The following is a 24133-nucleotide window of genomic DNA, read 5'->3' as shown; positions in this document are numbered from 1 at the left end:
CGTCGTCGGCCCGGTGCTGACCCCCGGCGACGGTCCCGCCGTCGCCGGGGGACACCCCGGACGCGTCGAGGTCCACGACCTCACCTGGCGCCCCTACGGTCGCCGTGAGCCCGTCCTGCGCGGCATCGACCTGGTCGTCCCCGCCGGGCAGCGGGTGCTGCTCGTGGGCCCCAGCGGCTCCGGCAAGTCCACCCTGCTGCGTGCGCTCGCGGGGGTGCTCGAGGTCGCCGACTCCGGGGAACGATCCGGTTCGGTCGACCTCGACGGTGCCGAGCCGGGCGCCCGCGCCGGTGCGGTCGGCCTGGTCCTCCAGGAGCCGGGGGCAGGGGTGGTGTCCGCGACGATCGGGCGCGACGTCGCCTTCGGCCTGGAGAACACCGGTATGCCGCGCGCGGCCATGCCCGCGCGCGTCGCCGTCGCGCTGGCTGCGGTCCACCTGACCATGCCGCAGGACACCCCGACGCACGCCCTGTCCGGGGGCGAGCAGCAGCGGCTCGCGCTCGCCGGGGCGCTGGCGCTCGAGCCGAGCCTCTTGCTCCTGGACGAACCCACCGCGATGCTCGACCCGGACAACGCCGCCTCCGTCCGGGACGTCGTCGCCGACGTCACCGCGTCACGCCACCTGACCACCGTCGTCGTCGAGCACCGGCTCGGGCCGTGGGTGGACTTCGCCGACCGGCTCGTCGTCCTCGACGACGGTGGCCGGGTCGTCGCCGACGGCGACCCCCGTCAGGTCCTGGCGGAGCGGAGCGAGTCCCTCGCCGCACAGGGGATCTGGGTGCCGGGTGTCCCGGACCCCGACCCCCGACCCGTCCCGGCAGGGACGTTCGCGTCGGGACGGCTCGGTGCCCACGTCGTGGCGCTCGACGCCGTCGACCTGCGGGTCGAGCGTTCGGTGCGACGGCTGGACGGGTCGACCCGCACCAGCGTGGCCGTCGACGGTCAGTGGCTCCAGCTGCGCGCCGCCGAGTCGCACGCGCTCGTGGGGCCCTCCGGCGCGGGCAAGTCCACTCTGGTGCTCGCGCTCGCCGGCCTGGTCGACCGCAAGGGCGGCGAGGTCCGGGTCCACCCCGACCTCGCCGTCGACGGCCGCCGCGACCCACGCGACTGGTCGACCCTCGACGTCGCGCGCACCCTGGCCTGGGTGCCGCAGTGGGCGAGCTCGACCCTCGTCGCGTCGACCGTGCTCGATGAGGTGATGACGACGTCGCGCGCCCTGGGACTGGTGGAGTCCGAGGCCCTGGCCCGGTGCCGAACGCTGCTCGCCGTCCTACGGCTCGACCACCTCGAACAGGCCGACCCACGGCACCTGTCCGGGGGTGAGCAACGCCGCCTCGCGATGGCCTCGGCCGTCGCCCACCAGCCGGCGGTCCTGCTCGCCGACGAGGCCACGGTCGGCCAGGACCGGCACACGTGGGCCGCGGTGACCGGCATCCTCGAGGCGCTGCGCGACGCGGGCTCGGCCGTCGTGGTCACGACCCACGACGACGGGGTCGTGGCCCGAGCGGACCGCGTCACGACGATCGAACGCCCCGTCCAGCCGCCCACCCCACCGGCCCCCCGACGACCGCTGGTCTCCCGAGCGGGCCCGCTCGCGCTCCTCGGCGCCTCGATGCTCGCCATACCGGCCGGGGTGGCCGCACCGCACTGGCGCACCAGCCTCGCAGTCCTCGCCACCCAGCTCGTGCTCGCGGTCCTGGCCCTGTCCGCGCCGGGTCGCGGCGTCAGTCCGGCGGGCCGGACCCGGGGCGTCGCGTTGCGCCTGGTGCCGGGCCTCATTGGGGCGGTGTCGGTGGCCTGGTCGACCTGGCTGCTCGGCACCCGTGACCTCGACGTGGTCGCCACGGCCGGGCTGCGGGTCCTCATCATCGTGCTGCCGTCGGCCGTGCTCATCCAGCACGTCGACGCCGATGCCCTCGGCGACCACCTCGCCCAGCAGCTGCGCCTGCCGGCCCGGCCGGTCGTGGCCCTGGCCGCGGCCCTCCAGCGGGTCCACACGTTCGGCGACGTCTGGGCCGAGATCGCCCGGGCCCGACGGGTGCGCGGGATCGCCGCGACGGCACGGTCCCCGAGGTCGGTGCTCGGCGAGGTCTGGGCGCTCACGCTCGGCATGCTGGTGCGCTCGCTCCAGGCGGCCGCAGCGCTCGCCGTGGCGATGGACTCGCGCGGCTTCGCGACGGCCTCGCGTCGCACCTGGGCCCAGCCCGCGCCGTGGCGGCTCGCCGACTCCCTCGTGCTCCTGCTGTCCCTGCTCCCGGTCGCCGTCGCGGTCCTCGCGACCTAGCCACGCGACACTTCGTGGCCGGCGGGCCACGAAGTGTCGTCACCCTGCGGACCGGACCATTCGTGGCTCCTGGGCCACCGATGGTCGTTCCCCGAGCACAGGTATGGCGCGGCGCCGAGTGGGCGTCGCGCCATACCTCGCGCTGCGGGCGGGAGCCGTCAGGCGAAAGCGGCTGCCGGGTGACCCTTGAGCGCGGGGAGCTCGGGCGAGAGGTCGAGGAACTTGTCGGCCGTCAGCGGGATGTCGCGCACCCGCACCCCGGTCGCGTGCCAGGCCGCGTTCGCCACGGCCGCGGCAGCACCGACGATGCCGATCTCGCCGATGCCGCGCGAGCCCATCGGGTTGGTCAGCGGGTCGGTCTCGTCGAGCCAGACCGCCTCGATCTCCGGGATGTCGGCGTGCGAGGCGACGTGGTAGCTCGCGAGGTCCTGGGTGACGATGTGGCCGAAGCGCGGGTCGCGCACCGACTCCTCGAACAGCCCTGTCGACAGGCCCATCGTCATGCCGCCGATGAGCTGAGACCGCGCCGTGACGGGGTTGATGATCCGGCCCGCCGAGAAGACACCGAGGGCGCGGGCCACCCGCAGCTCGCCGGTCCAGATGTTCACCCTGAGCTCGACGAACTGCGCCCCGAACGAGTGCAGCGAGTACTTGCCCATGTTGGGGTTGCCCGCCGGTCCCGCGGTGGTCTCGTCACCCACCGACGGCGAGGTGCCGTGCTCCTCGCGGAACGCCCGGGAGGCGCCGACGATGGCCGAGCCCCACGAGGCCGTGCCGGCAGAGCCGCCGGCGACGGTGGCGACCGGGAGCCGGCTGTCCGCGATGGCCACCTCGACGTCGCCGAGGCGCACCCCGAGGGCGTCGGCCGAGATCTGGCTCAGCACCGTGAGGGCACCGGTGCCGATGTCGGCAGCGCCGATCTCGACGGCGTAGCGGCCACCCTCGAGGGCGCGGATCGTGGCCCGGTTGCCGGGCTGCTGGTAGTAGGGGTAGGTCGCCGCCGCGACCCCGGTGCCCACGAGCCAGTCGCCGTCACGGGTGGCGCCGGGCCGCAGGTCGCGGTCGGCCCAGCCGAAGCGGGACGCACCCTCGCGCAGGCACTCGACGAGCTTGCGGTGCCCGAACTCCTGTCCCGTCTCGGGGTCGGTCTCCGGCTCGTTGAGGATGCGCAGCTCGACCGGGTCGACGCCGACGGCCTCGGCGAGCTCGTCCATCGCGACCTCGTGGGCGAACATCCCCGGCATCTCGCCCGGTGCCCGCATCCACGACGGGACGGCGACGTCGAGCGGCGCGAGCCGGTGCGACGTGTGCCGGTTCGGCGCGGCATACATGTGGCGCGTGGCGATCGCGGTCTGCTCGGCGAACTCCTTGATGGCAGAGGTCTGCTCGATGACCTCGTGGTTGATGCCGACGAGCCGACCGGTCGAGTCGGCCGCGAGCTGGAACCGCTGGATCGTCGCGGTGCGGTAGCCCGCCAGGGCGAAGAGCTGCTGACGGGTCAGCGCCAGCCGCACCGGACGGCCACCGGTGGTCTGCGCCGCAAGGGCGGCCACCACGTCGTGGACGTGGGGGAGTCCCTTGCTGCCGAACCCGCCACCGACGAACGGTGACACGACGTGCACCTGGGTCGCGTCCAGCCCGAACAACGGTGCCAGCGTCTTGACCACACCGTGCACCGCCTGGGTCGAGGCATGCATGAAGAGCACCGGCTCGCCCTCGGCCGCCTCGTGGTCCCACCGTGCTGTCAGCGCGTGCGGCTCCATCGGGCTGTTGTGCTCGAACGGCGTGCGGTACGTCTGGTCGACGACGACATCGGCGTTCTCCAGCGCCCGGTCCATCCGGCCGACGTTGCTGTCGGTCGGGAAGGCAGGGTTGACCTTCTCAGGCTTGTAGAGCTCGGGGTCGTCGGCGACGAAGTCGGCCCGGTGCTCCTGCTCGTCGTACGTCACCTCGACGAGGAGGGCGCCCTCGCGGGCCGCCTCGACGCTCTCGGCGATGACCACAGCGATCACCTGCCCGCGGAAGCCCACCGAATCACCTTGCAGCGCAGCGTATTCGGCGTCCTCGGTCGACTCCAGACGTGGAGCGTTGGTGTGGTCGAGCACCGCGACGACCCCCTCGAGTGCGCGCGCCGTGGTGCTGTCGATCCCGGTGACGGTGCCCTTGGCGATGGTCGACTGCACGAGGTGCAGGTAGAGCGGTCGCTCGACGTCGGCCTCGTAGGCGTACGTCGCGTCACCGGTCACCTTCAGGCGGCCCTCGATTCGACGGGTGCCCTGCCCGATGGCAGCGACCTCGAGGGCGCCGGAGTCGGTGGTCGGCGCAGGCCGGGTGCTGCCGGTGTCGTGGCTGCTCATGCGGAGGCCTCCTCGGTCGACGTGGTGGTCGAGGTGGTGGACGACGTGGGTAACGGGGACGAGCCCGGCGAGGTCAGCTGCACGAGCGTCATCGCGGTGGTGCGAAGGAGCATCGGCACCTTGTAGGCCGTGTCGGCGGAGGTCTTCGCCTCCGCCAGCTCGGCGTCGAGCGCGGCCCGCACGTTCTCGGCGCTGGGCTCCTTGCCGCGCAGCAGGTCCTCGGCGCGACGGGCCCGCCACGGCTTGTGCGAGGCGCCACCCCAGGCGATGCGGATGTCGTCGAGCGTGCCGTCGTCGGCCACCCTCACGACGACCGCGACGGAGACGAGGGCGAACGCGTACGACGCCCGGTCGCGGACCTTGGTGTAGGTCGACCGCGTGCCGGAAGGGAGCGCGGGGACGAAGACGCCGGTGACGAGGTCGCCGTGGCGCAGAGTCGTGTCCCGCTCGGGGTGGTCGCCGGGGAGGCGGTGCAGGTCCTCGAACGCCACCTCCCGCTCGCCTTCGCTGCCGAGCACCGTCACCGTGGCGTCGAGCGCAGCGAGCGAGACGGCGAGGTCCGACGGGTGCACGGCGACGCAGTCGGACGAGGCTCCGAGGATGGCGTTGTAGCGGCCGTACCCCTCGAGCGCCGAGCAGCCCGAACCGGGTTCGCGCTTGTTGCACGGCGTCGTGACGTCCTGGAAGTAGACGCAGCGCGTCCGCTGCAGCAGGTTTCCCGCGGTGGTGGCCTGGTTCCGGATCTGGCCGGAAGCCCCGGACAGCAGGGCCCGGGACAGCACGGCATACCCCTGACGGATGCCCGCGTCGGCGGCGAGGTCGCTGTTGCGGACGTTGGCCCCGATGCGCACGCCCGCCTCGGAGTGGTCGATCTGGTCCAGCGGCAGGCGGCTCACGTCGACGAGGAGGTCAGGGCGAGCGATGCCGAGCTTGAGGTGGTCGACGAGGTTGCTCCCGGCGGCGATGAACTGCGCGTCGGGGGCGGAGCTGACGCGCTCGACGGCCGAGGCGGCGTCGGTCGCGCGTTCCCAGGTGTGGGCCCTCATGCCTTGGCCGCCTCTCGGATCGCGGCGACGATGTTGACGTAGGCGCCGCAGCGGCAGAGGTTGCCGCTCATCCGCTCGCGGATCTCCTCGTCGGTGAGCTCGACGTCGCCGACGAGGTCGTCGGTGACGTGGCTGGGGTTGCCCTGCTTGGCCTCCTCGAGCATGCCGACGGCGGAGCAGACCTGGCCCGGTGTGCAGTAGCCGCACTGGAACCCGTCCTCGGCGAGGAACGCCTCCTGCACCGCGTGCAGGGAGTCCCCGTCGCCGAGCCCGGCGGCGGTGGTGACCTCCGCGCCGTCCTGGGCCACTGCGAGGGTGAGGCACGAGAGGTGGCGACGACCGTCGAGGAGCACCGTGCACGAGCCGCACTGCCCGTGGTCGCACCCCTTCTTGGGCGACGTCACCCCGAGCCGGTCGCGGAGGGTGTCGAGCAGGGTGCTGCGGTGGTCCACCTCGACGGTGCGCTCGGCTCCGTCGACGACGAGGGTGATCTCGGACTGCATGCGGGGGAAGCCTTCCGTCCTGTCGCCGCGAGGTCGGCGACTCTCTCAGTCAACGTCCGTCGGGAGGCCCCCGCAATTCCTGCAGGACTCCCGGAGCCGTGCCAGCCGGCACCCATTTGCCCCGGTAGGAGCGGGTCCGTCGGGGGCCGAACGGGTCGACTCCGGGCGGACTTCGGGGAGGGTGCCGGACCTGTGCGACCGCCGCCCCGGACGGCCTCTAGCCTTGTCCGGTGGACTGGACCGACTACGACGCTGCCCTCTTCGACCTCGACGGGGTGCTGACCCCCACCGCCGAGGTGCACATGCGGGCGTGGGACGTCATGTTCAACGCCTACCTCGACGAGCGCGACGACGACCAGCAGCCGTACACCGACGAGGACTACTTCGCCTGGGTCGACGGCAAACCGCGCTACGACGGGGTCCGCTCCTTCCTCGCCTCCCGGGGCATCACCCTGCCCGACGGCACGCCCGAGGACGCCCCCGAGCTCGAGACCGTCTGCGGCCTCGGCAACCGCAAGAACGCCGCCTTCTCCGCGGTCCTGCGCGACGAGGGCGTCACCCCCTACCCCGCTTCGGTCGCCCTCCTGGACCACCTGCGCGAGCGCGGCACCGCCGTGGCCGTCGTCTCCTCCTCCCGCAACGCTCCTGCCGTGCTCGCCGCCGCCGGCCTCGCCGACCGCTTCGAGGTCGTCGTCGACGGCCAGGTCGCGTCGGCCGCCGGGCTGCCGGGCAAGCCGGCCCCCGACACCTACCTGTATGCCGCGGAGCAGCTCGGCGTGACCAAGGACCGTGCGGTCGTGCTCGAGGACGCCCTGTCCGGCGTGCAGTCCGGCCGGGCCGGTGACTTCGGGCTCGTCGTCGGGGTCGACCGGGGCGCCGGAGCCCAGCCGCTGCTCGACGGTGGCGCCGACGTCGTCGTGGCCGAGCTCGACGAGCTGATCGGTCGATGACCGACGTCGACACGGAGCAGGACGGGCACGCCGCGACACCGGGGCGGGTGGGCGCTGCCGACCCGGTCGACCGCACGAGGTTCCCCGTCGACGAGTGGCGCTGGACCGAGTCCTACTACTCCAACGAGGACCTCGGCGTCACCGAGACGGTCTTTGCCGTCGGCAACGGCTACCTCGGGATGCGCGGCAACCCCGAGGACGGGCGCGAGACGCACGCGCACGGGACCTTCATCAACGGCTTCCACGAGACGTGGAAGATCCGGCACGCGGAGGAGGCCTTCGGCTTCGCGCAGACCGGCCAGACCATCGTCAACGTCCCCGACGTCAAGACGATCAAGCTCTACGTCGACGACGAGCCGCTGCTGCTGTCCGTCGCGGACCTCGAGCACTACGACCGCACGCTCGACTTCGCGGACGGCGTCCTGAGCAGGTCGCTGGTCTGGTGCACCCCGTCGGGCAAGCGGGTCAAGGTCGAGTCGCGCCGGATGGTGTCCTTCGAGCAGCGCCACCTCGCCGTGATGACCTTCGAGGTCACCCTGCTCGACGGCGACGCCCCCATCGCGATCTCCTCGCAGGTGCTCAACCGCCAGGACGGCCAGGACGAGTACTTCGTGAAGTCCGCCGCGATGGGTGCCGGCTTCGACCCGCGCAAGGCGGCGAAGTTCACCGAGCGGGTCCTGCTCCCGCAGAGCCACTGGTGCAGCGAGCGCCGTGCCATCCTCGGCTACCGCTGCGCCAGCTCGGGCATGACGGTCGCCGTCGCCGTGGACCACGAGATCCGCACCGAGAACGAGTTCGAGGAGCTGGCGCACGCCGAGGAGGACCTGGCCAAGAAGGTCTACCGGGTCACGGCCAAGGAAGGCGTGCCGATCACGATCACCAAGGTCGCGGCATACCACTCGTCGCGCGGGGTGCCTGTGCGCGAGCTGGTCGACCGCGGTCGACGCACCCTCGACCGAGCCCGCGAGGCCGGCGTGGACGAGCTGTTCGCCGAGCAGCGGCGCTGGATGGACCGGTTCTGGGCCGACTCGGACGTGGTCGTCGACGGCCACCCCGACGTGCAGCAGGCGGTGCGCTGGAACCTCTTCCAGCTCGCGCAGGCCTCGGGTCGCGTGGAGCAGGCCGGCATCCCGGCCAAGGGCGTCACCGGTTCCGGGTACGAGGGGCACTACTTCTGGGACACCGAGACCTACGTCCTGCCGTTCCTCAGCTACACCTCGCCGTGGATGGCTCGCGGGGCGCTGCGCTTCCGCTACCAGATGCTCCCGGCCGCCCGCCGTCGTGCGCGCGAGCTGTCCCAGTCAGGGGCGGCCTTCCCGTGGCGGACCATCAACGGTGAGGAGGCCTCGGCCTACTACGCCGCCGGCACCGCGCAGTTCCACATCAACGCCGACATCGCCTACGCGCTCTCGAAGTACGTCAGCGCCAGCGGTGACGAGGACTTCATGATGCGCGAGGGGATCGACGTGCTCGTCGAGACCGCGCGCATGTGGGCCGACCTCGGATTCTGGTTGGGGCGCAAGGAGCCTCGGTTCCACATCCACGGCGTCACCGGCCCGGACGAGTACACGACCGTCGTCAACAACAACCTCTTCACCAACGTCATGGCCCGCGACAACCTGCGCCAGGCCGCCCGGTGGTCGGACATCCTGCGCGAGCGCCGGCCGGCCGAGTTCGCCCGGATGATGGCCCGGCTCGAGGTCGAGGACGCCGAGATCGAGGAGTGGCGGCACTGCGCCGAGGGGATGCACATCCCCTATGACGAGGCGATGGGCGTGCACCCCCAGGACCAGCACTTCCTCGAGCGCGAGGTGTGGGACCTCGCCGCGACCCCGCCCGACAAGCGACCGCTGCTGCTGCACTACCACCCGCTCGTCATCTACCGGTTCCAGGTGCTCAAGCAGGCCGATGTCGTGGCGGCGCTGTTCCTCCAGGGCGACCTGTTCAGCGTCGAGGAGAAGCGCGCCGACTTCGAGTACTACGACCCGATCACCACGGGCGACTCGACCCTGTCTGCCGTCGTCCAGTCGATCATCGCCGCCGAGGTCGGGTACCAGGACCTGGCGCTGCGCTACTTCCACGACGGCCTCTACGTCGACCTCGCCGACCTGCACCGCAACGCCGCCGACGGCGTGCACATCGCGTCCTGCGGCGGGGTCTGGAACGCCTCGGTCTACGGGTTCGGTGGCATGCGCGACCACAACGGCACCCTGACCTTCGACCCGCGGCTGCCGGCGAGCTGGCCGCGGCTGGAGTTCCGGCTCCGCGTGCGCGGCAACCGGGTCCGGGTCGAGATCCTGCCGGACCAGATCGCCTTCACCCTCGTCGAGGGCGACGGCCTGGAGTTCGTCGTGCGCGGCGAGCGCGTGCGGGTCGACCCCGGCGAGCCGACCGTCGTGCCCCTGCAGGACCAGGGCCCGGTCATCACGCGCGAGCTCGGCAGCATGCCCGTCGTCGGCCGTGGCGACGAGCACGAGATGGTCTACACCGCAGGGGTCCCCGACCCCCGCAGCCGCAAGCGCCAAGAGGACCACAAGCCCACCTGACGCCCAGCGGCCGCCGGCCTGGCCTCCGACCCGCGAAACGGTGGTTGCTCGACGAAACGGCGGACATGGGGCCCGTTTCGTCGAGCAACCACCGTTTTGCCGCGGTCACCGGCGAGGACGGCGGGGTATGCCGCCTGCCCGCCACCCCGCGGGGGCGCGGCTCGGCGCGGTGTCGGGCACGGCGGCATACGGGCGGGAACAAAGTCTCCACGCACGAAGTTGAGCCTGATGAACTCAAGTTTGCGATCCCGGATTTGCACCCACCGGGACGTCGTCCTAACTTGAGTGGAAGCAACTCAACCCCGAGCACCACAGGAGCATCACCATGGCACGTGCGGTCGGCATCGACCTCGGAACCACCAACTCGGCTGTCGCCGTCCTCGAGGGCGGCGAGCCGACCATCATCGCGAACGCGGAGGGCGGTCGCACGACCCCCTCGGTCGTCGCGTTCTCCAAGGGTGGTGAGGTCCTGGTCGGCGAGATCGCCAAGCGCCAGGCCGTCACCAACGTCGACCGCACCATCCGGTCGGTCAAGCGCCACATCGGCACGGACTGGAAGTCCGCCGAGATCGACGGCAAGGCGTACACCGCCCAGGAGATCAGCGCCCGCATCCTGCAGAAGCTCAAGCGCGACGCCGAGTCCTACCTCGGTGAGGACGTGACGGACGCCGTCATCACCGTCCCCGCGTACTTCGACGACCACGAGCGCCAGGCCACCAAGGAGGCCGGTGAGATCGCGGGCCTCAACGTCCTGCGCATCATCAACGAGCCCACCGCCGCGGCCCTCGCGTACGGCCTCGACAAGGGCAAGGAGGACGAGCTCATCCTCGTCTTCGACCTCGGTGGTGGCACCTTCGACGTGTCCCTCCTCGAGGTCGGCAAGGACCCCGACGACGGCTTCTCCACCATCCAGGTCCGTTCGACCAGCGGTGACAACAAGCTCGGTGGCGACGACTGGGACGAGCGCATCGTGTCCCACCTGCTCACCACGGTGAAGAACACCTCGGGCGTCGACCTGTCCAAGGACAAGATCGCCATGCAGCGTCTTCGCGACGCGGCGGAGCAGGCCAAGAAGGAGCTCTCGTCCTCGACGAGCACCAACATCTCCCTGCAGTACCTCTCGATGTCGGAGAACGGCCCGATCCACCTCGAGGAGACGATGAGCCGCGCGCAGTTCGAGCAGCTCACCAAGGACCTCCTCGACCGGACCAAGCAGCCGTTCCAGAACGTCATCAAGGACGCCGGCATCTCCCTGTCCGAGATCGACCACGTGGTCCTCGTCGGTGGCTCGACCCGCATGCCCGCCGTGAGCGCGCTCGTCAAGGAGCTCACGGGTGGCAAGGAGCCCAACAAGGGCGTCAACCCGGACGAGGTCGTCGCCGTCGGCGCGTCCCTGCAGGCCGGTGTCCTCAAGGGTGAGCGCAAGGACGTCCTGCTCATCGACGTCACGCCGCTGAGCCTCGGCATCGAGACCAAGGGTGGCCTGTTCACCAAGCTCATCGAGCGCAACACCGCGATCCCGACGAAGCGCTCCGAGGTGTTCTCCACCGCCGAGGACAACCAGCCGAGCGTCCTCATCCAGGTGTTCCAGGGTGAGCGCGAGATCGCCCAGCACAACAAGCAGCTCGGCACCTTCGAGCTCAGCGGCATCGCGCCCGCCCCCCGCGGCGTGCCCCAGGTCGAGGTGACGTTCGACATCGACGCCAACGGCATCGTCAACGTCTCCGCCAAGGACCGTGGCACCGGCCAGGAGCAGAAGATCACCATCTCCGGTGGCTCTGCCCTCGCCAAGGAGGACATCGAGCGGATGATCAAGGAGGCCGAGGCCCACGCGGAGGAGGACAAGAAGCGCCGCGAGGAGACCGAGGCCCGCAACACCGCCGAGCAGCTCGTCTACTCGACGGAGAAGTTCCTCACCGACAGCGCCGACAAGATCCCGGCCGACGGTCGCGGTCCGGTCGACGAGGCGCTCGCCGACCTCAAGGACGCCCTCAAGGCCGACTCGGGTGCGACGCCGGAGGACATCTCCGCCAAGACCTCGAAGCTCTCGGAGGAGTCGCAGAAGCTGGGCACGGCGATGTATGCCGCCGCGGCCGAGTCCGAGCAGGCCGGCAGCGCCGGTGACGGTGCGGGTTCCACCGACGGCGCGCCCGCCGGTGACACCTCCTCCGACGACGACGTCGTGGACGCCGAGGTCGTCGAGGACGACGAGGAGAAGAAGTGACGGAGCACAGCTCCCGGCCCGAGGGCACCCGCCCGGACGGCGAGGAGGAGGTGGGTGCCGGTCAGCAGGCCGGCCCCACCGCCCCCGCGGGCGCCGAGACCCCGCTCGAGGGCGACCTCGTCGAGGAGTTGGTGACCGACCGGGCCGAGGTGCCCACCGACGGCGATGCTGCCGGTGGCCACCCCGACACCGCCCTCGCGGCGGAGCGGCTCGTCGACCTGCAGCGCCTCCAGGCGGAGTACGTCAACTACAAGCGTCGCGTCGACCGTGACCGTGCGGTCGTGCAGGAGCGCGCCGCCCGGTCCGTGGTCGAGGCGCTGCTGCCGGTGCTCGACGACATCCAGGCCGCGCGCGAGCACGGCGACCTCGAGGGCGGCCCGTTCTCCTCGATCGCCGACAAGCTCGAGTCCACGCTCGGCAAGTTCGGTCTCGAGCGGTACGGCGCCGTGGGCGAGGAGTTCGACCCGAACCTCCACGAGGCGCTCATGCACACGGCCTGGCCGCAGGACGGTTCGGTCACCTCCACCGGGTCGACCACGGTGGTCCAGGTGCTCCAGCCCGGCTACCGCGCCGGCGAGCAGGTCCTGCGTGCGGCGCGTGTCGCCGTGGCGGACCCCGAGTGACCCGAGCAAGACTGCACGACACCGTGGTCCGGGGGTCCGCGCCATACGATCTGGCCGGGCCCCCGCCCACCACGGACGCACCACCCGCCCGCCCCACCCGCTGAGAGGAGGACCCGGACATGGCCAGCCAGGACTGGTTCGAGAAGGACTTCTACGCCATCCTCGGCGTCCCCCAGGACGCTGACGAGGCGGCGGTCAAGAAGGCCTACCGCAAGCTCGCCCGCAAGCACCACCCCGACCAGAACCCCGGGGACGCGGCGGCAGAGCAGCGCTTCAAGGACATCGGCGAGGCCAACTCGGTCCTGTCCGACCCGGAGAAGCGCCGCGAGTACGACGCCGTGCGCCAGATGGCCCGCGGCGGCGCCCGCTTCACCGCAGGTGGCCCAGGCGGGCCGGCCGGTGGAGGCGGGTTCGACGACGTGTTCTCCTCGATGTTCGGAGGTGGGGGCGGTGGGGGCCAGCGCGTCCGCTACTCCACCGGTGGTGCCGGCGGCGCCGGCCAGCCCAACCTCGAGGACCTCTTCGGCATGTTCGGGGGCGGCGGAGGCGCCGGTCAGTCGTATGGCGGCGGGGCCGGGTTCCGGGCCCCGACCGGACCACGCAAGGGCGGTGACCTGACCGCCCGCACCAGCCTGCCGTTCCGCGACGCGGTCGAAGGTGCGACCGTCACCCTCGGTGTCGCCGGTGGCGGCACCATCACCACGCGGATCCCCGCCGGGGTCAAGGACGGCCAGAAGATCCGTCTGCGTGGCAAGGGCCAGCCCGGCGACCGCGGCGCCGACCCGGGTGACCTCATCCTCACCGTCAGCGTCGAGAAGCACCCGGTCTTCACCCGCGAGGGCGACAACCTCGCGATCGACCTGCCGGTCACCTTCGCCGAGGCGACCCTCGGTGCCACGGTGTCGGTCCCGACGCTGACCGGTGGACCCGTCAAGGTCCGCATCGCCCCCGGCACCCCGAGTGGTCGGGTGCTGCGTGTCAAGGGACGCGGGGTCCAGGTCAAGGGGGCGCCCGGCGACCTCATGGCCCGCGTCGTCGTGGTCGTGCCGCAGCGGCTGACCGACGAGGCCCGGGAGGCCGTCGAGGTGCTCAAGACTCTGGACGAGGGCCATGACCCCCGCGCCGAGCTCTTCGAGAACGCAGGACGGTGACCCTCCGTGGCGCCCGCAGCCCCCGGTCCCGGCTTCTCGCCTGACGACGAGGCCCCCGTCTTCGTCATCTCCGTGGCGGCCACGCTTGCCGGGATGCACGCGCAGACGCTGCGGCAGTACGACCGGCTCGGCATCGTCAGCCCGTCGCGCACCCGGGGTGGCGGTCGTCGCTACTCCGGGCGCGACGTGGCGATGCTGCGCGAGGTCCAGCGGCTCTCCCAGGAGGAGGGCATCAGCCTCGCCGGCATCCAGCGCATCCTCGAGCTCGAGCACCAGGTCGACGCCCTGCGCGCGCGGGTCCGCGAGCTCTCCGACGAGGTCGACAGCCTGAGGATGGCGACCCGGGGCACCTTCGGCTCGCGGGTCTTCGCGGTCGGCCCGACCGGCGACGTGATCGCCGTCCGGGCGGGGGAGCGCCCGCGCAGCGGACGCTCCCAGGCCCTCGTCGTCTGGCGACCGTCCCACCGCTGAGCCCGGGACCGGCGCAGGGACACCCCTGCCCACAGTGCCCGCGCTCGACGAACTGCGTGCCGGCGAGGTCAGCCGGCGGTCTGAGGCCCCGGGCCGGTGCCGCCTCCGGGCTCGAGGCTGTGCGTCCGGCGCAGGAGCAGGGTGAGCCCGAGGGCGACGACGACCAGGCCCCCGCAGAGCGCCACGACCGGTGCCCAACCGGCGGCCTCCCATGCCGACCCCGCTGCCGTGCCGAACACCGACGAGCCCAGGTAGTACGCGAACAGGTAGAGCGAGCTCGCCTGCGCGGCGCCGCCACGGCCGAGTCGCGCCCGCACCGGCACCCAGCCGCTGGCCACCCCGTGCAGCGCGAAGAACCCCGCGGTGCTGACCGCCAGGGCCACGACGACCAGCCACAGCGGTTGAGCGAGCGACAGCACGACGCCCAGGAGCATGACCACCGCGGCGACCGGCGCCACCGTGCGGCGACCGACCCTGGAGGACCACCTGCCGGCGATCGTCGAGGCCGCCGACCCGCCGAGGTAGACGAGGAACACGAGCGAGGCCAGCGCCACCGGCAGGGCGTACGGCGGGGCCTCGAGCCGGAACCCGATGGTGTTGTAGATGCCGACCTGGGCGCCCATGGCCGTCAGTGAGATGCCGAACAGCATGAGCAGTGCGGGGTCGCGCAAGATCGCCCGGGTGCTGCGGACCGCCTCGCCCAACCCGGGAGGGGCCGGTGTGAAGCGCCGGGACCTCGGAAGCAGCGCGAGCACCGCTGCGGCACAGAGGATCCCGAGCCCACCCATCCCGAGCTGCGCCGCGCGCCAGTCCCAGAGCTGGGCGAGCAGGCCGGCCAGGAGACGGCCGGTCATGCCGCCGAGCGCGGTCCCCGCGATGTACAGGCCTGCGGCCTGGGCGGCCGCGCTGCCGTGGAGCTCCTCGGTGAGGTAGGCCATCGCGACGGCGGGCAGGCCGGCCAGGACGACGCCGAGCAGCAGCCGTAGCCCGAGCAGGGTCGACCAGGTCGGAGCGAAGGCCGCGAGGGCGCACACGATGCTCGAACCGAGCAGCGAGACGTGCATCATCGTGGTGCGACCGAAGCGCTCGGACACCGGAGCGGCGACGAGCATGGCCAGGCCGAGCCCGATCGTGGACAGCGAGACCGTGAGCGAGCTCTGCGCCGGTGACACGTCGAACTCGCGCGACAGCAGCGGCAGCAGCGGCTGGGTCGTGTAGAGCAGCGCGAACGTCGCCATCCCGGCGAGGAACACCGAGGCGGAGATCCGGCGGTAGCCGGCCGACCCGGACCGGTACCCCTCCCACGGGTCGTCGGACCTGGGCGCGTCGGGGTGGCGGGGCATCACGGCCATCCAAGCACGCGGCATACTCGGCCTGTGAGCGAGCACCTGCTGGTCTTCCCCGAGCGTGACACCGCCGACGAGGTGGCTGCCGAGCTGTCCGAGGAGGGGTTCACCGGCGTGCGGGTCGTGCGTGAGGCGCTCGCGGGCGAGGACGACTCCGAGGCACACGAGTGGGCCGTTCACGTCGTCGAGGAGATGGTCGCCGACGAGTCGGGGCCGGTCGAGGGCGGTCTGCGCGACCGGTTCCAGGCGCTGGCCGAGGAGCACGGCGGCTGGTACGACCCGGAGCCGACGCCCCGCGTCCTGTAGGAGGGGACCAATGGCCTGTGCGAACCCAAGGTTGAGCGGAATACACTCAACTTTGGAGCGGTTGTCTCCCACGAACAGGTAGACCGAACACCCAGGAGCACCCAGGCATGGATCTGAAGCCCACCGCCAAGGTCGCCGAGGCGCTGGCCCTCGCCCAGCGCGCCGCGCAGACCGCGGGCCACCCCGAGATCACCCCCGACCACCTCACCAGCGCGCTGGTCCAGCTCGAGACCGCGCAGGCCGACGTCCTGCTGCAGGCCGCCGGGACCGGCGCCGGCCACGTCCTCGGCCAGGCCGATGCGCGGCTGCGCACGCTGCCCACCACCACCGGGGCCACCCAGCCGCCGACCTTCGGTCGCGACGCCATCGCCGTCCTCCAGCAGGCCGACACCTTGATGCGCGCCAAGGGCGACACCTACCTCGCCGGCGACCTCCTCCTCCTCGCGCTCGCCGAGACCGGGCACCTCGCCGCGGTCCAGAAGCGTGGCGCCAAGGACATGGAGGCCAAGATCGACGCCCTGCGCGCCGGTCGCAAGGTGAACAGCGAGCTGCCCGTCGAGGGCGGCGAGGCGCTGGAGAAGTATGGCGCCGACCTCACCCAGGCGGCGCGCGACGGCAAGCTCGACCCGGTCATCGGCCGGGACTCGGAGATCCGCCGCGTCGTGCAGGTGCTCTCGCGCCGCACCAAGAACAACCCCGTCCTCATCGGCGAGCCCGGTGTCGGCAAGACCGCGGTCGTCGAAGGGCTCGCCCAGCGCATCGTCGACGGTGACGTGCCGGAGTCGCTGCGGGACAAGCGGTTGATCAGCCTCGACCTCGCCGCGATGGTCGCGGGCGCGAAGTACCGCGGTGAGTTCGAGGAGCGGCTCAAGGCGGTCCTGGAGGAGATCCGGGCGAGCGACGGCCAGGTCGTGACGTTCATCGACGAGCTGCACACGGTCGTCGGCGCGGGCGGTTCCGGCGACGGCGCGATGGACGCCGGCAACATGCTCAAGCCGCTGCTGGCCCGCGGCGAGCTGCGTCTCGTCGGCGCGACGACGCTCGACGAGTACCGCCAGCACATCGAGAAGGACCCGGCGCTGGAGCGCCGGTTCCAGCAGGTCTTCGTCGGCGAGCCGTCCGTCGAGGACACGATCGCCATCCTGCGCGGGCTCAAGGAGCGCTACGAGGCGCACCACAAGGTCGAGATCGAGGATGCCGCGCTGGTCGCCGCAGCGAGCCTGTCCGACCGCTACATCAGTGGCCGCCAGCTGCCCGACAAGGCGATCGACCTCGTCGACGAGGCGGCGTCCCGGCTGCGCATGGAGATCGACTCCTCGCCGGTCGAGATCGACCAGCTCCGCCGCGCCGTCGACCGCCTCCGCATGGAGGAGCTGCACCTTGCCCGCGAGACCGACGACGCGTCGGTGGACCGGCTCGAGCGGCTGCGCAAGGACCTCGCCGACAAGAGCGAGGAGCTCGCCGCGCTCAACGCCCGCTGGGAGTCGGAGAAGTCCGGCCTCAACCGCGTGGGCGACCTCAAGTCGCAGATCGACGAGGCCCGCAGCCAGGCCGAGCGGCTCCAGCGCGAGGGTGACTACGAGGGCGCGTCCAAGCTGCTCTACGGCGACATCCCCGCCCTCGAGAAGTCCCTCCGGAGCGCCCAGGAGGCCGAGGGCAGCAAGGCCCTCGCGGTCCGCGAGCACGGCGGACAGCCTGACGAGCTGATGGTCAAGGAGCGGGTCGGCGCCGACGACATCGCCGAGGTCATCTCGGCGTGGACCGGCATCCCGGCCGGCCGCCTGCTCCAGGGCGAGACCGAGAAGCTGCTGTCGATGGAGTCGATCATCGGCTCGCGCCTCATCGGCCAGGGCGCCGCGGTCGAGGCCGTCAGCGATGCCGTGCGTCGTTCGCGCGCCGGGCTCTCCGACCCGAACCGCCCCACCGGCTCGTTCCTGTTCCTCGGGCCCACGGGTGTCGGCAAGACCGAGCTCGCCAAGAGCCTGGCCGACTTCCTCTTCGACGACGAGCGGGCGATGGTCCGCATCGACATGAGCGAGTACTCCGAGCGCCACTCGGTCGCGCGCCTCATCGGTGCGCCTCCCGGCTACGTCGGGTACGAGGAGGGCGGTCAGCTCACCGAGGCCGTCCGTCGGCGCCCCTACTCGGTCGTGCTGCTCGACGAGGTGGAGAAGGCGCACCCGGAGACGTTCGACATCCTGCTCCAGGTGCTCGACGACGGTCGCCTGACCGACGGGCAGGGCCGCACCGTCGACTTCCGCAACGTCATCCTCGTGATGACCAGCAACCTCGGCAGCCAGTTCCTCGTCGACCCCTTGATGGAGGAGTCGGCCAAGCGCGAGGCCGTGATGGGCGTGGTGCGGGCCAGCTTCAAGCCCGAGTTCCTCAACCGGCTCGACGAGGTCGTCATCTTCGACCCGCTCAGCTCCGAGGAGCTCACCCACATCGTCGAGCTCCAGGTCCGCGAGCTGGCCAGCCGCCTCGTCGACCGTCGGATCAGCCTCGAGGTCACGCCCGCGGCCCGGGAGTGGTTGGCCATCACCGGCTACGACCCGGCGTACGGCGCACGGCCGCTGCGACGTCTGGTGCAGAAGGAGATCGGTGACCGGCTCGCCAAGGCGGTCCTCTCCGGCCAGGTCCGTGACGGCGAGGCCGTCGTCATCGACCGCGACCCCGAGGTGGACCACCTCGTCGTGCGCGCGTCGGCCTGACGACCCAGACTGGCCAGATGAGTGACGAGGGTGCAGCCAACCCGGGGGAGCGCGGGCTCGACCGCCGCCCCGACGGTGTCGACGACGCGACCGTCGAGGCGGTCGGCAAGCTGAGCGAGGCCTTCGAGACGATCGAGGAGGTGCGGGGCCGGCTGTACGGCCTGCACCGCCTCACCGGCTCGGCCGACCTCGCGCTCGGCGAGGCGTGCGAGCTGTTGCGCAAGGCCGGTCACGACGACCTCGCCGACCGTCTCGAGACCGAGCTCGTCGGGCGCAACTTCATCCAGGGCCGGTGGACGTTCCAGCTCGTCGAGGAGTTCGACGACGGCTACTACGCCGACTTCCAGCGCCTGGAGGAGGTCGTGCGCGACGAGCTGATGGACGGCCGGCGTCACGTCTTCGAGGCGGAGATGAAGGCGGACCGTCGGACGGACGGTCGCGCGGGGCACGCAGCCACCCCCGACTGATCTCGGGGAGAACAACAACGAGGGGTATGGCGCGTGGTCACCACGCGCCATACCCCTCGCTCGTGCGGTGGGGTCAGCGGATCGGACGCACCACGTAGGGCATGACACCGGACTCACCCTTGGAGAAGGAGCGGATGCGGACGTCGGGGCCGCTCACGCGGTTGGCCTCGGCGATCTTGCCGTCACCGATGTAGAGGGCGACGTGGTGGATGCCGGACGCGGTCCTGCTCGAGTTGGACCAGAAGACCATGTCGCCGGCCCTGAGCTGGGAGATGGAGACGCGCGGGCCGTCCGAGTACTGGCTGCGCGAGGTGCTCGACAGGCGCAGGCCGGCACCCTTGTGGAAGACGTACTCCATGAAGCCGGAGCAGTCGAAGCCGACGGTGTCGCGGTCGTCGATCCCGCTCGGGCTGCAGCAGATCCCCTTGGTGGGACCGGAGTAGTTGCCGCCACCCCACGAGTAGGGGTACTTGCCGAGCATTCCCTTGGCCGCGGCGATCGTGGCCTTGACCCTGGCCGACTGGCCGGTGGCGGGAGGAGGCGTCGTCGTGCCCTTGCACAGCGGGGCGACGAGGCCGTCGGAGCCGGTCTTGACGAAGGCGTCGCTGACGAAGCCGCCGCTCTTGAGCTTGTCCCAGACCTTGGTGGTGCCGTAGGTGCCGGACACCTGCTGGCCGTAGGTCTGGCAGACGATGGTCACGCGAGCGCCGTCGGCGCGGGTGCCCACCACACCGGAGTCGGTGGTGGGGGCGGAGCGGACCTTGAGCGGAGCGCCGCTGGTGTTGACGCGGCCGGTCGCGGTGTCGGCGGCCTGGGCGGCGACGGTGCCGACCAGCGGGGCGCCGACCAGGATCACGGACGCGGCGGCCGTGGCCAGCCTGCGACGCCGGGTGCTGAGCAGTTGCATGGGAATCCCCCTCGGATCTCGACCGACGCGGTGCCGGCTCGGTCGGAACGCTAGGAGCGGCGCGGCTTCCCGACCATGGGGAGCAGTCCCCGGTTACCGTGGCCCTGTGCGCACCACCCGTTCCCTCGCCATCGCCGGACTCGTCACGATGCTGGCGCTGTCGGCGTGCTCCGGGGGGTCCGACGAGGCTGCCGCCGAGCTCCCGCCGGCCGAGCAGCTCGCGGCCGCGCGCACGACGCTGGAGAAGAGCCCGGCCGTGACCTTCACCCTCGAGTCGGAGGGCCTGCCGGGCAAGGCAGTCGGCGTCTCGGGGGCCAAGGGGACCGGGCTGTTCACGCCGCCGTCCTTCCAGGGCACGCTCAACGCCTCGATCAAGGGCGTCACCGGCACGGTCGAGGTCGTCGCCGTCGAGCAGGACGTCTACATGAAGTTCTTCACGCCGACGTTCAACAAGATCGACCCCGCGACCTACGGCGCGCCGAACCCCGCCCAGCTCTTCAACAAGGACACCGGGATCACCGCCCTGATCACGAAGACCCAGAGCCCGACGAAGGCCTCGACGGTTCGTGACGGCGCCGACGTCCTCAACACCTTCACCGGCAAGCTGCCCGGCGCGGCAGTCGCCGACCTGCTCGTCGTCGGCGACCGCAACAGCACCTTCGACGTGACCTACGGCGTGACCCAGTCCGGCAAGGAGCTGCGCAGCGTCGTCATCAAGGGCCCCTTCTACGCCGGTGCCACCTCGACCTACACCCTGCGCCTCAAGAGCCTGGCCCAGCCCGTTGCGATCACCCGCCCCTAGGGCGCTGCTGGCCACCGCCTCGGTGGCCGTGGCGCTCGCCGCGGCCGACACCTATGTCGTGGTGCTGGCACTGACCGACATGATGACCGGCGTCGGTCTCGGCATCGACGCCCTGCAGAAGGCCACCCCGATCATCTCGGGCTTCCTCCTCGGCTACATCGCCGTGCTGCCCCTCATCGGTCGCCTCGCCGACCTCGCCTCGCGCCAACGGATCTTGTTGGCCTGCTTGGCGATCTTCGTCGTCGGCTCAGCAGTGACGGCGCTCGCCGTCGAGCTCCCGGTGCTGGTGTCCGGCCGGGTCCTCCAGGGTGTCGGTGGCGGTGGGCTCGTGCCCGCGACCCTGACCCTCGTCGCCGACCTCTGGCCGGCCGAGAAGCGGGGTATGCCGCTGGGTGTCGTCGGTGCCGTGCAGGAGCTGGGGAGCGTGCTGGGCCCGGTGCTCGGAGCCGCGGTCCTCGCGGTCTCGGACTGGCGGATGATCTTCTGGCTCAACGTGGTCGCCGGGGTGGTTCTTGCCGCGGCCGTCGTCGTGGCCGGAGGTGAACGCCCGCCCCGGCCACGCGCCATACCGCTCGTCCTGGGACTCCTCGCCCTCGCGGTCACGGTGCTCGCGCTCGCCGCTCCGCAGCGGCTCGTCACCGACATCTCGCTCGGGGTGCCGTTCGTGCCGTTCGAGGGATCGACCTCGAGGCTGGCCACGCCGATCGGGGTCGTGGCACTGGTCCTCGTGCTGGCATGGTTCACCGCCAGTGCCCGCGGGTGGTGGCAGGTGCTCGGTCGAGCCGACCTTCTGGGGGCGCTGCTGCTCGGCGTCGCGCTCGGCAGCGTCGTCCTGACCTTCGCGGCGAGCGACCCCGAGCGTGAGGTCGTCGGACCGTGGGGGTTCGCGCTGCTTCCCTTGGGGGCATTGGCCTTCGGGCTCTACGTCTGGCGACACCGGCGGGCTGCCGAGCCGCTCATCGCGCGCGGCGTGGTCCGGGGTCGTGCGCGTTTCGCGCTGCTGGTGAGCGTCTTCGTCGGGGCCGCGCTGGTCTCGGTCGTGGTCGACGTGCCCGTCCTCGCCCGCCTCACCCTCACCGACTCGCAGACCGAGGCGGCTCTCGTCCTCGTGCGGTTCCTCGTGGCGGTGCCCGTCGGAGCCCTGCTCGGCGGATGGTCGCTGCGCCGCCTCGGGGACGGGGTGGTCAGCGGCGCCGGCCTGGCGCTGGCGGCGGTGGGGCTGTTCGCGATGAGCCGGTGGGGCGAGGGATCGCTCGACGGGTTCTCCGCCACGGTGGTCCTGGCGCTCGTCGGTCTCGGCATCGGCCTGGCCCTCGCGCCGGTGAACAACGCGGCCCTGGCCGCCGCCCCCGACGATGCCCACGGTGTCGCCTCGGCACTGGTCGTCGTCGCGCGGATGGTCGGCATGGTCGTCGGTCTGGCCCTGCTGACCGCGATCGGCCTGCACCGCTACTACGAGACCGTTGCGGCCCTGCCCGACCAGACCGACACGAAGGCCCTGGCCGCCGCCGGCATCGTCCAGGTGCAGACCGTGTTCACCGGCGCGGCCGTCGCCGCCCTCCTCGGGGCGCTGGCCTCGATCGGCCTCGGCCTCCGCCGGAACCAGCGGCCGGTCGGTGCCATCCCACCACTGTGACCCGCCTCCACCCCGCACAACGGTGGTTGCTCGACGAAACGGCTGTCATGACCCCCGTGTCGTCGAGCAACCACCGTTTTGCCGCGCTCCTGTCGCCAGGTGCCGAGGCGGCCGACTCCGGGGTGCGTCAGGCCGAGCGGTGCAGCACCGTCTCGAACGCGGCGACGACCTCGTCCGTCGCCTCGTAGGCGAGCATGTGCCCGAGGCCGGGCAGCAGCCGCAGCTCGGCGTGCGGCACGAGCTCGGCGATCCGCTGCGACTGGCGCGGGGGAGTGAGCCGGTCCTGCTCGCCGACCAGGACCACGGTCGGTATGCCGTCGAAGTGGCTCAGTGCCCGGGCCTCGTCGAGCTCCTGGATGGCTCGGTAGAAGCGGCCCATCGTGGGCAGGGTGGTCGCGGCGACCATGTCTCGGGTCAGCGCCACGGAGGCATCGTCGGCAGCACTCCCGAAGAGCAGCTTCCGTTGGCTGTCGAGCGTGACGAAGCGCCCGGCCCGGATCCGCGGGAGGCGGGCCATCAGTCCCATCGCGCGGCGCTGTCGGATCGGGACGGGGCGGTCGAACGACTCCGCCATCGTCGAGACGAGCACGACACCGCGGACCCGTGAGGCGAACGCCTCCGGGTGCAGGCCGGCATACGCCATCACCGTCATGCCACCCATGGAGTGGCCACCGAGCACCAGGGGTCCCTCGGGCGCGACGACCGCCAGCACCGCAGCGAGGTCGTCACCCAGCGAACGGACCGAGGTCGCCCCGCGAAGCGCCCCCGAACGGCCGTGGCCGCGCTGGTCCCAGGTCACGACGCGGAGCCCCTGCGCGGTCAGCTGCTCCACGACGGGCAGCCACGAGGCGTGGGTCAGGGTCCACCCGTGGGCGAGGACCACGGTCGGTGCGGCCGCAGGCGGAGGTGCCGACGCGGCATACACCTGGACGCGCAGACGGACCCCGTCAGGAGCGGCGACGGTCAGGATCGAGGGGGTCGGCACCTCAGTCGGCCAGCTCGACGACCACCGGGGCGTGGTCGGAGGCGCCCTTGCCCTTGCGCTCCTCGCGGTCGATCGCCGCACCCAGCACCCGGTCGGCGAACGGCTGGGTGCCGAGGATGAAGTCGATCCGCATGCCGCGCCGCTTGGCGAACGCGAGCTGCGTGTAGTCCCAGTAGGTGAAGGCACCCGGCTCGACGTGGGGGCGGACGACGTCGACGAACCCGGCGTCGAGCACGGCCCGGAAGGCCGCACGCTCGGGCTCGGACACGTGGCTCTTGTCGAGGTAGTACTCCATCGACCAGACGTCCTCGTCCTGCGGCGCGATGTTCCAGTCGCCCATGATCGCGGCGGTCTCTCCAGCCGCAGCCGACCGCTCCGCCTCCGAGCGCAGCGCGGCCAGCCACGAGAGCTTGTAGGCCATGTGCGGGTCCTCGAGCTGGCGGCCGTTGGGGACGTAGACCGACGTGACCTTGACCCCGCCACAGGTGGCGGTCAGCGCGCGGGCCTCGACGACCTCCGGGTCGCCCCACCCGGGGGCGTCGGCGAACGACGGGACGACGTCGGTGAGCCCGACGCGGGACACGATGGCCACGCCGTTCCAGTGGTTGAGGCCGTGGTGGGCGACCTCGTAGCCGAGGGCCTGGAGCCGGTCGAACGGGAACTGCGAGTCCTTTGCCTTGGTCTCCTGGATGGCCACGACGTCGACGTCGCTGCGCTGGAGCCACGCCTCGACGCGGTCGATCCGGGATCGGATGGAGTTGACGTTCCACGTCGCAATTCGCACGATGCCAACCTTATGGGGCGCACCTAGAGTGGGC

19 protein-coding genes are annotated in these 24133 nt (G+C 71.8%); 12 read left to right on the top strand and 7 right to left on the bottom strand.

The window, feature by feature from the left end; genetic code table 11:
- The first annotated feature begins 13 nt into the window (after positions 1-13).
- Complete coding sequence (locus tag ABD286_RS13655) at positions 14-2284, top strand: ATP-binding cassette domain-containing protein (RefSeq protein ID WP_344194373.1); 2271 nt, start codon at positions 14-16, stop codon at positions 2282-2284.
- Positions 2285-2442: 158 nt separating this feature from the next.
- On the opposite strand, the gene ABD286_RS13650 is transcribed toward ABD286_RS13655, so the two are convergent.
- From ABD286_RS13650 to ABD286_RS13640, 3 genes are read right to left on the bottom strand one after another with little or no spacing between them, the layout of a single operon-like run.
- Positions 2443-4641, bottom strand: coding sequence for a xanthine dehydrogenase family protein molybdopterin-binding subunit (locus ABD286_RS13650; RefSeq protein ID WP_344194371.1), 2199 nt, complete (start codon positions 4639-4641; stop codon positions 2443-2445).
- Positions 4638-5687 (bottom strand): FAD binding domain-containing protein, encoded by a 1050-nt coding sequence (locus ABD286_RS13645; RefSeq protein WP_344194369.1) that lies wholly within the window; start codon positions 5685-5687, stop codon positions 4638-4640. Before ABD286_RS13645 ends, ABD286_RS13650 begins: the two co-directional genes overlap by 4 nt.
- Positions 5684-6190 carry a 2Fe-2S iron-sulfur cluster-binding protein gene (locus ABD286_RS13640; RefSeq protein ID WP_344194367.1) on the bottom strand — a complete coding sequence of 169 codons (507 nt, stop codon included), beginning with the start codon at positions 6188-6190 and terminating at the stop codon, positions 5684-5686. The genes ABD286_RS13645 and ABD286_RS13640 overlap by 4 nt, the downstream gene beginning before the upstream one ends.
- A 230-nt stretch (positions 6191-6420) precedes the next feature.
- On the opposite strand from ABD286_RS13640, the gene ABD286_RS13635 reads away from it, so the two are divergent.
- The 6 genes from ABD286_RS13635 to ABD286_RS13610 all read left to right on the top strand — a co-directional run bounded on the left by ABD286_RS13635 (position 6421) and on the right by ABD286_RS13610 (position 14155).
- Positions 6421-7140, top strand: coding sequence for an HAD family hydrolase (locus ABD286_RS13635; protein ID WP_344194365.1), 720 nt, complete (start codon positions 6421-6423; stop codon positions 7138-7140).
- Entirely contained in the window at positions 7137-9686 is a 2550-nt protein-coding gene (locus ABD286_RS13630) for a glycoside hydrolase family 65 protein (RefSeq protein WP_344194363.1), read from the top strand. The genes ABD286_RS13635 and ABD286_RS13630 overlap by 4 nt, the downstream gene beginning before the upstream one ends.
- Positions 9687-10011: 325 nt before the next feature.
- Complete coding sequence (gene dnaK, locus ABD286_RS13625) at positions 10012-11910, top strand: molecular chaperone DnaK (protein ID WP_344194361.1); 1899 nt, start codon at positions 10012-10014, stop codon at positions 11908-11910.
- Entirely contained in the window at positions 11907-12533 is a 627-nt protein-coding gene (gene grpE / locus ABD286_RS13620; RefSeq protein WP_344194359.1) for a nucleotide exchange factor GrpE, read from the top strand. The genes dnaK and grpE overlap by 4 nt, the downstream gene beginning before the upstream one ends.
- A 119-nt stretch (positions 12534-12652) precedes the next feature.
- Positions 12653-13684 (top strand): DnaJ C-terminal domain-containing protein, encoded by a 1032-nt coding sequence (locus ABD286_RS13615; RefSeq protein WP_344194357.1) that lies wholly within the window; start codon positions 12653-12655, stop codon positions 13682-13684.
- Between the two features lie 6 nt (positions 13685-13690).
- Positions 13691-14155: a heat shock protein transcriptional repressor HspR gene (locus ABD286_RS13610; RefSeq protein WP_344194355.1), complete on the top strand. Its 465-nt coding sequence runs from the start codon at positions 13691-13693 to the stop codon at positions 14153-14155.
- 68 nt (positions 14156-14223) lie between these two features.
- On the opposite strand, the gene ABD286_RS13605 is transcribed toward ABD286_RS13610, so the two are convergent.
- A complete protein-coding gene (locus ABD286_RS13605) occupies positions 14224-15498 on the bottom strand; it encodes an MFS transporter (RefSeq protein ID WP_344194353.1) in 1275 nt (424 codons plus the stop codon).
- Between the two features lie 33 nt (positions 15499-15531).
- On the opposite strand from ABD286_RS13605, the gene ABD286_RS13600 reads away from it, so the two are divergent.
- The 3 genes from ABD286_RS13600 (at position 15532) to ABD286_RS13590 (ending at position 18985) form a co-directional block, all read left to right on the top strand.
- Entirely contained in the window at positions 15532-15807 is a 276-nt protein-coding gene (locus ABD286_RS13600) for a ribonuclease E inhibitor RraB (protein ID WP_344194351.1), read from the top strand.
- Positions 15808-15914: 107 nt separating this feature from the next.
- Positions 15915-18518: an ATP-dependent chaperone ClpB gene (gene clpB, locus ABD286_RS13595; protein ID WP_344194349.1), complete on the top strand. Its 2604-nt coding sequence runs from the start codon at positions 15915-15917 to the stop codon at positions 18516-18518.
- A 17-nt stretch (positions 18519-18535) separates the two neighbouring features.
- Complete coding sequence (locus tag ABD286_RS13590; protein WP_344194347.1) at positions 18536-18985, top strand: hypothetical protein; 450 nt, start codon at positions 18536-18538, stop codon at positions 18983-18985.
- A 73-nt stretch (positions 18986-19058) separates the two neighbouring features.
- Here ABD286_RS13590 and ABD286_RS13585 read toward each other — a convergent pair whose 3' ends face one another.
- Positions 19059-19892, bottom strand: coding sequence for a C40 family peptidase (locus ABD286_RS13585; RefSeq protein ID WP_344194345.1), 834 nt, complete (start codon positions 19890-19892; stop codon positions 19059-19061).
- Positions 19893-19998: 106 nt separating this feature from the next.
- Here ABD286_RS13585 and ABD286_RS13580 point away from each other — a divergent pair, with 106 nt between their 5' ends.
- Together ABD286_RS13580 and ABD286_RS13575 are read left to right on the top strand one after the other, a co-directional pair.
- Positions 19999-20694 (top strand): LppX_LprAFG lipoprotein, encoded by a 696-nt coding sequence (locus ABD286_RS13580; protein ID WP_344194341.1) that lies wholly within the window; start codon positions 19999-20001, stop codon positions 20692-20694.
- Positions 20675-22330 carry an MFS transporter gene (locus tag ABD286_RS13575; RefSeq protein ID WP_344194339.1) on the top strand — a complete coding sequence of 552 codons (1656 nt, stop codon included), beginning with the start codon at positions 20675-20677 and terminating at the stop codon, positions 22328-22330. Before ABD286_RS13580 ends, ABD286_RS13575 begins: the two co-directional genes overlap by 20 nt.
- Before the next feature lie 127 nt (positions 22331-22457).
- Here ABD286_RS13575 and ABD286_RS13570 read toward each other — a convergent pair whose 3' ends face one another.
- Entirely contained in the window at positions 22458-23315 is an 858-nt protein-coding gene (locus tag ABD286_RS13570) for an alpha/beta fold hydrolase (protein ID WP_344194337.1), read from the bottom strand.
- Position 23316: 1 nt separating this feature from the next.
- Complete coding sequence (locus tag ABD286_RS13565) at positions 23317-24099, bottom strand: exodeoxyribonuclease III (RefSeq protein ID WP_344194335.1); 783 nt, start codon at positions 24097-24099, stop codon at positions 23317-23319.
- Between the last annotated feature and the right edge of the window lie 34 nt (positions 24100-24133).

Source organism: Pedococcus aerophilus, from assembly GCF_039532215.1.
Taxonomy (GTDB): Bacteria; Actinomycetota; Actinomycetes; order Actinomycetales; family Dermatophilaceae; genus Pedococcus; species Pedococcus aerophilus.
This window is presented reverse-complemented; position numbering and strand designations above follow the sequence as displayed.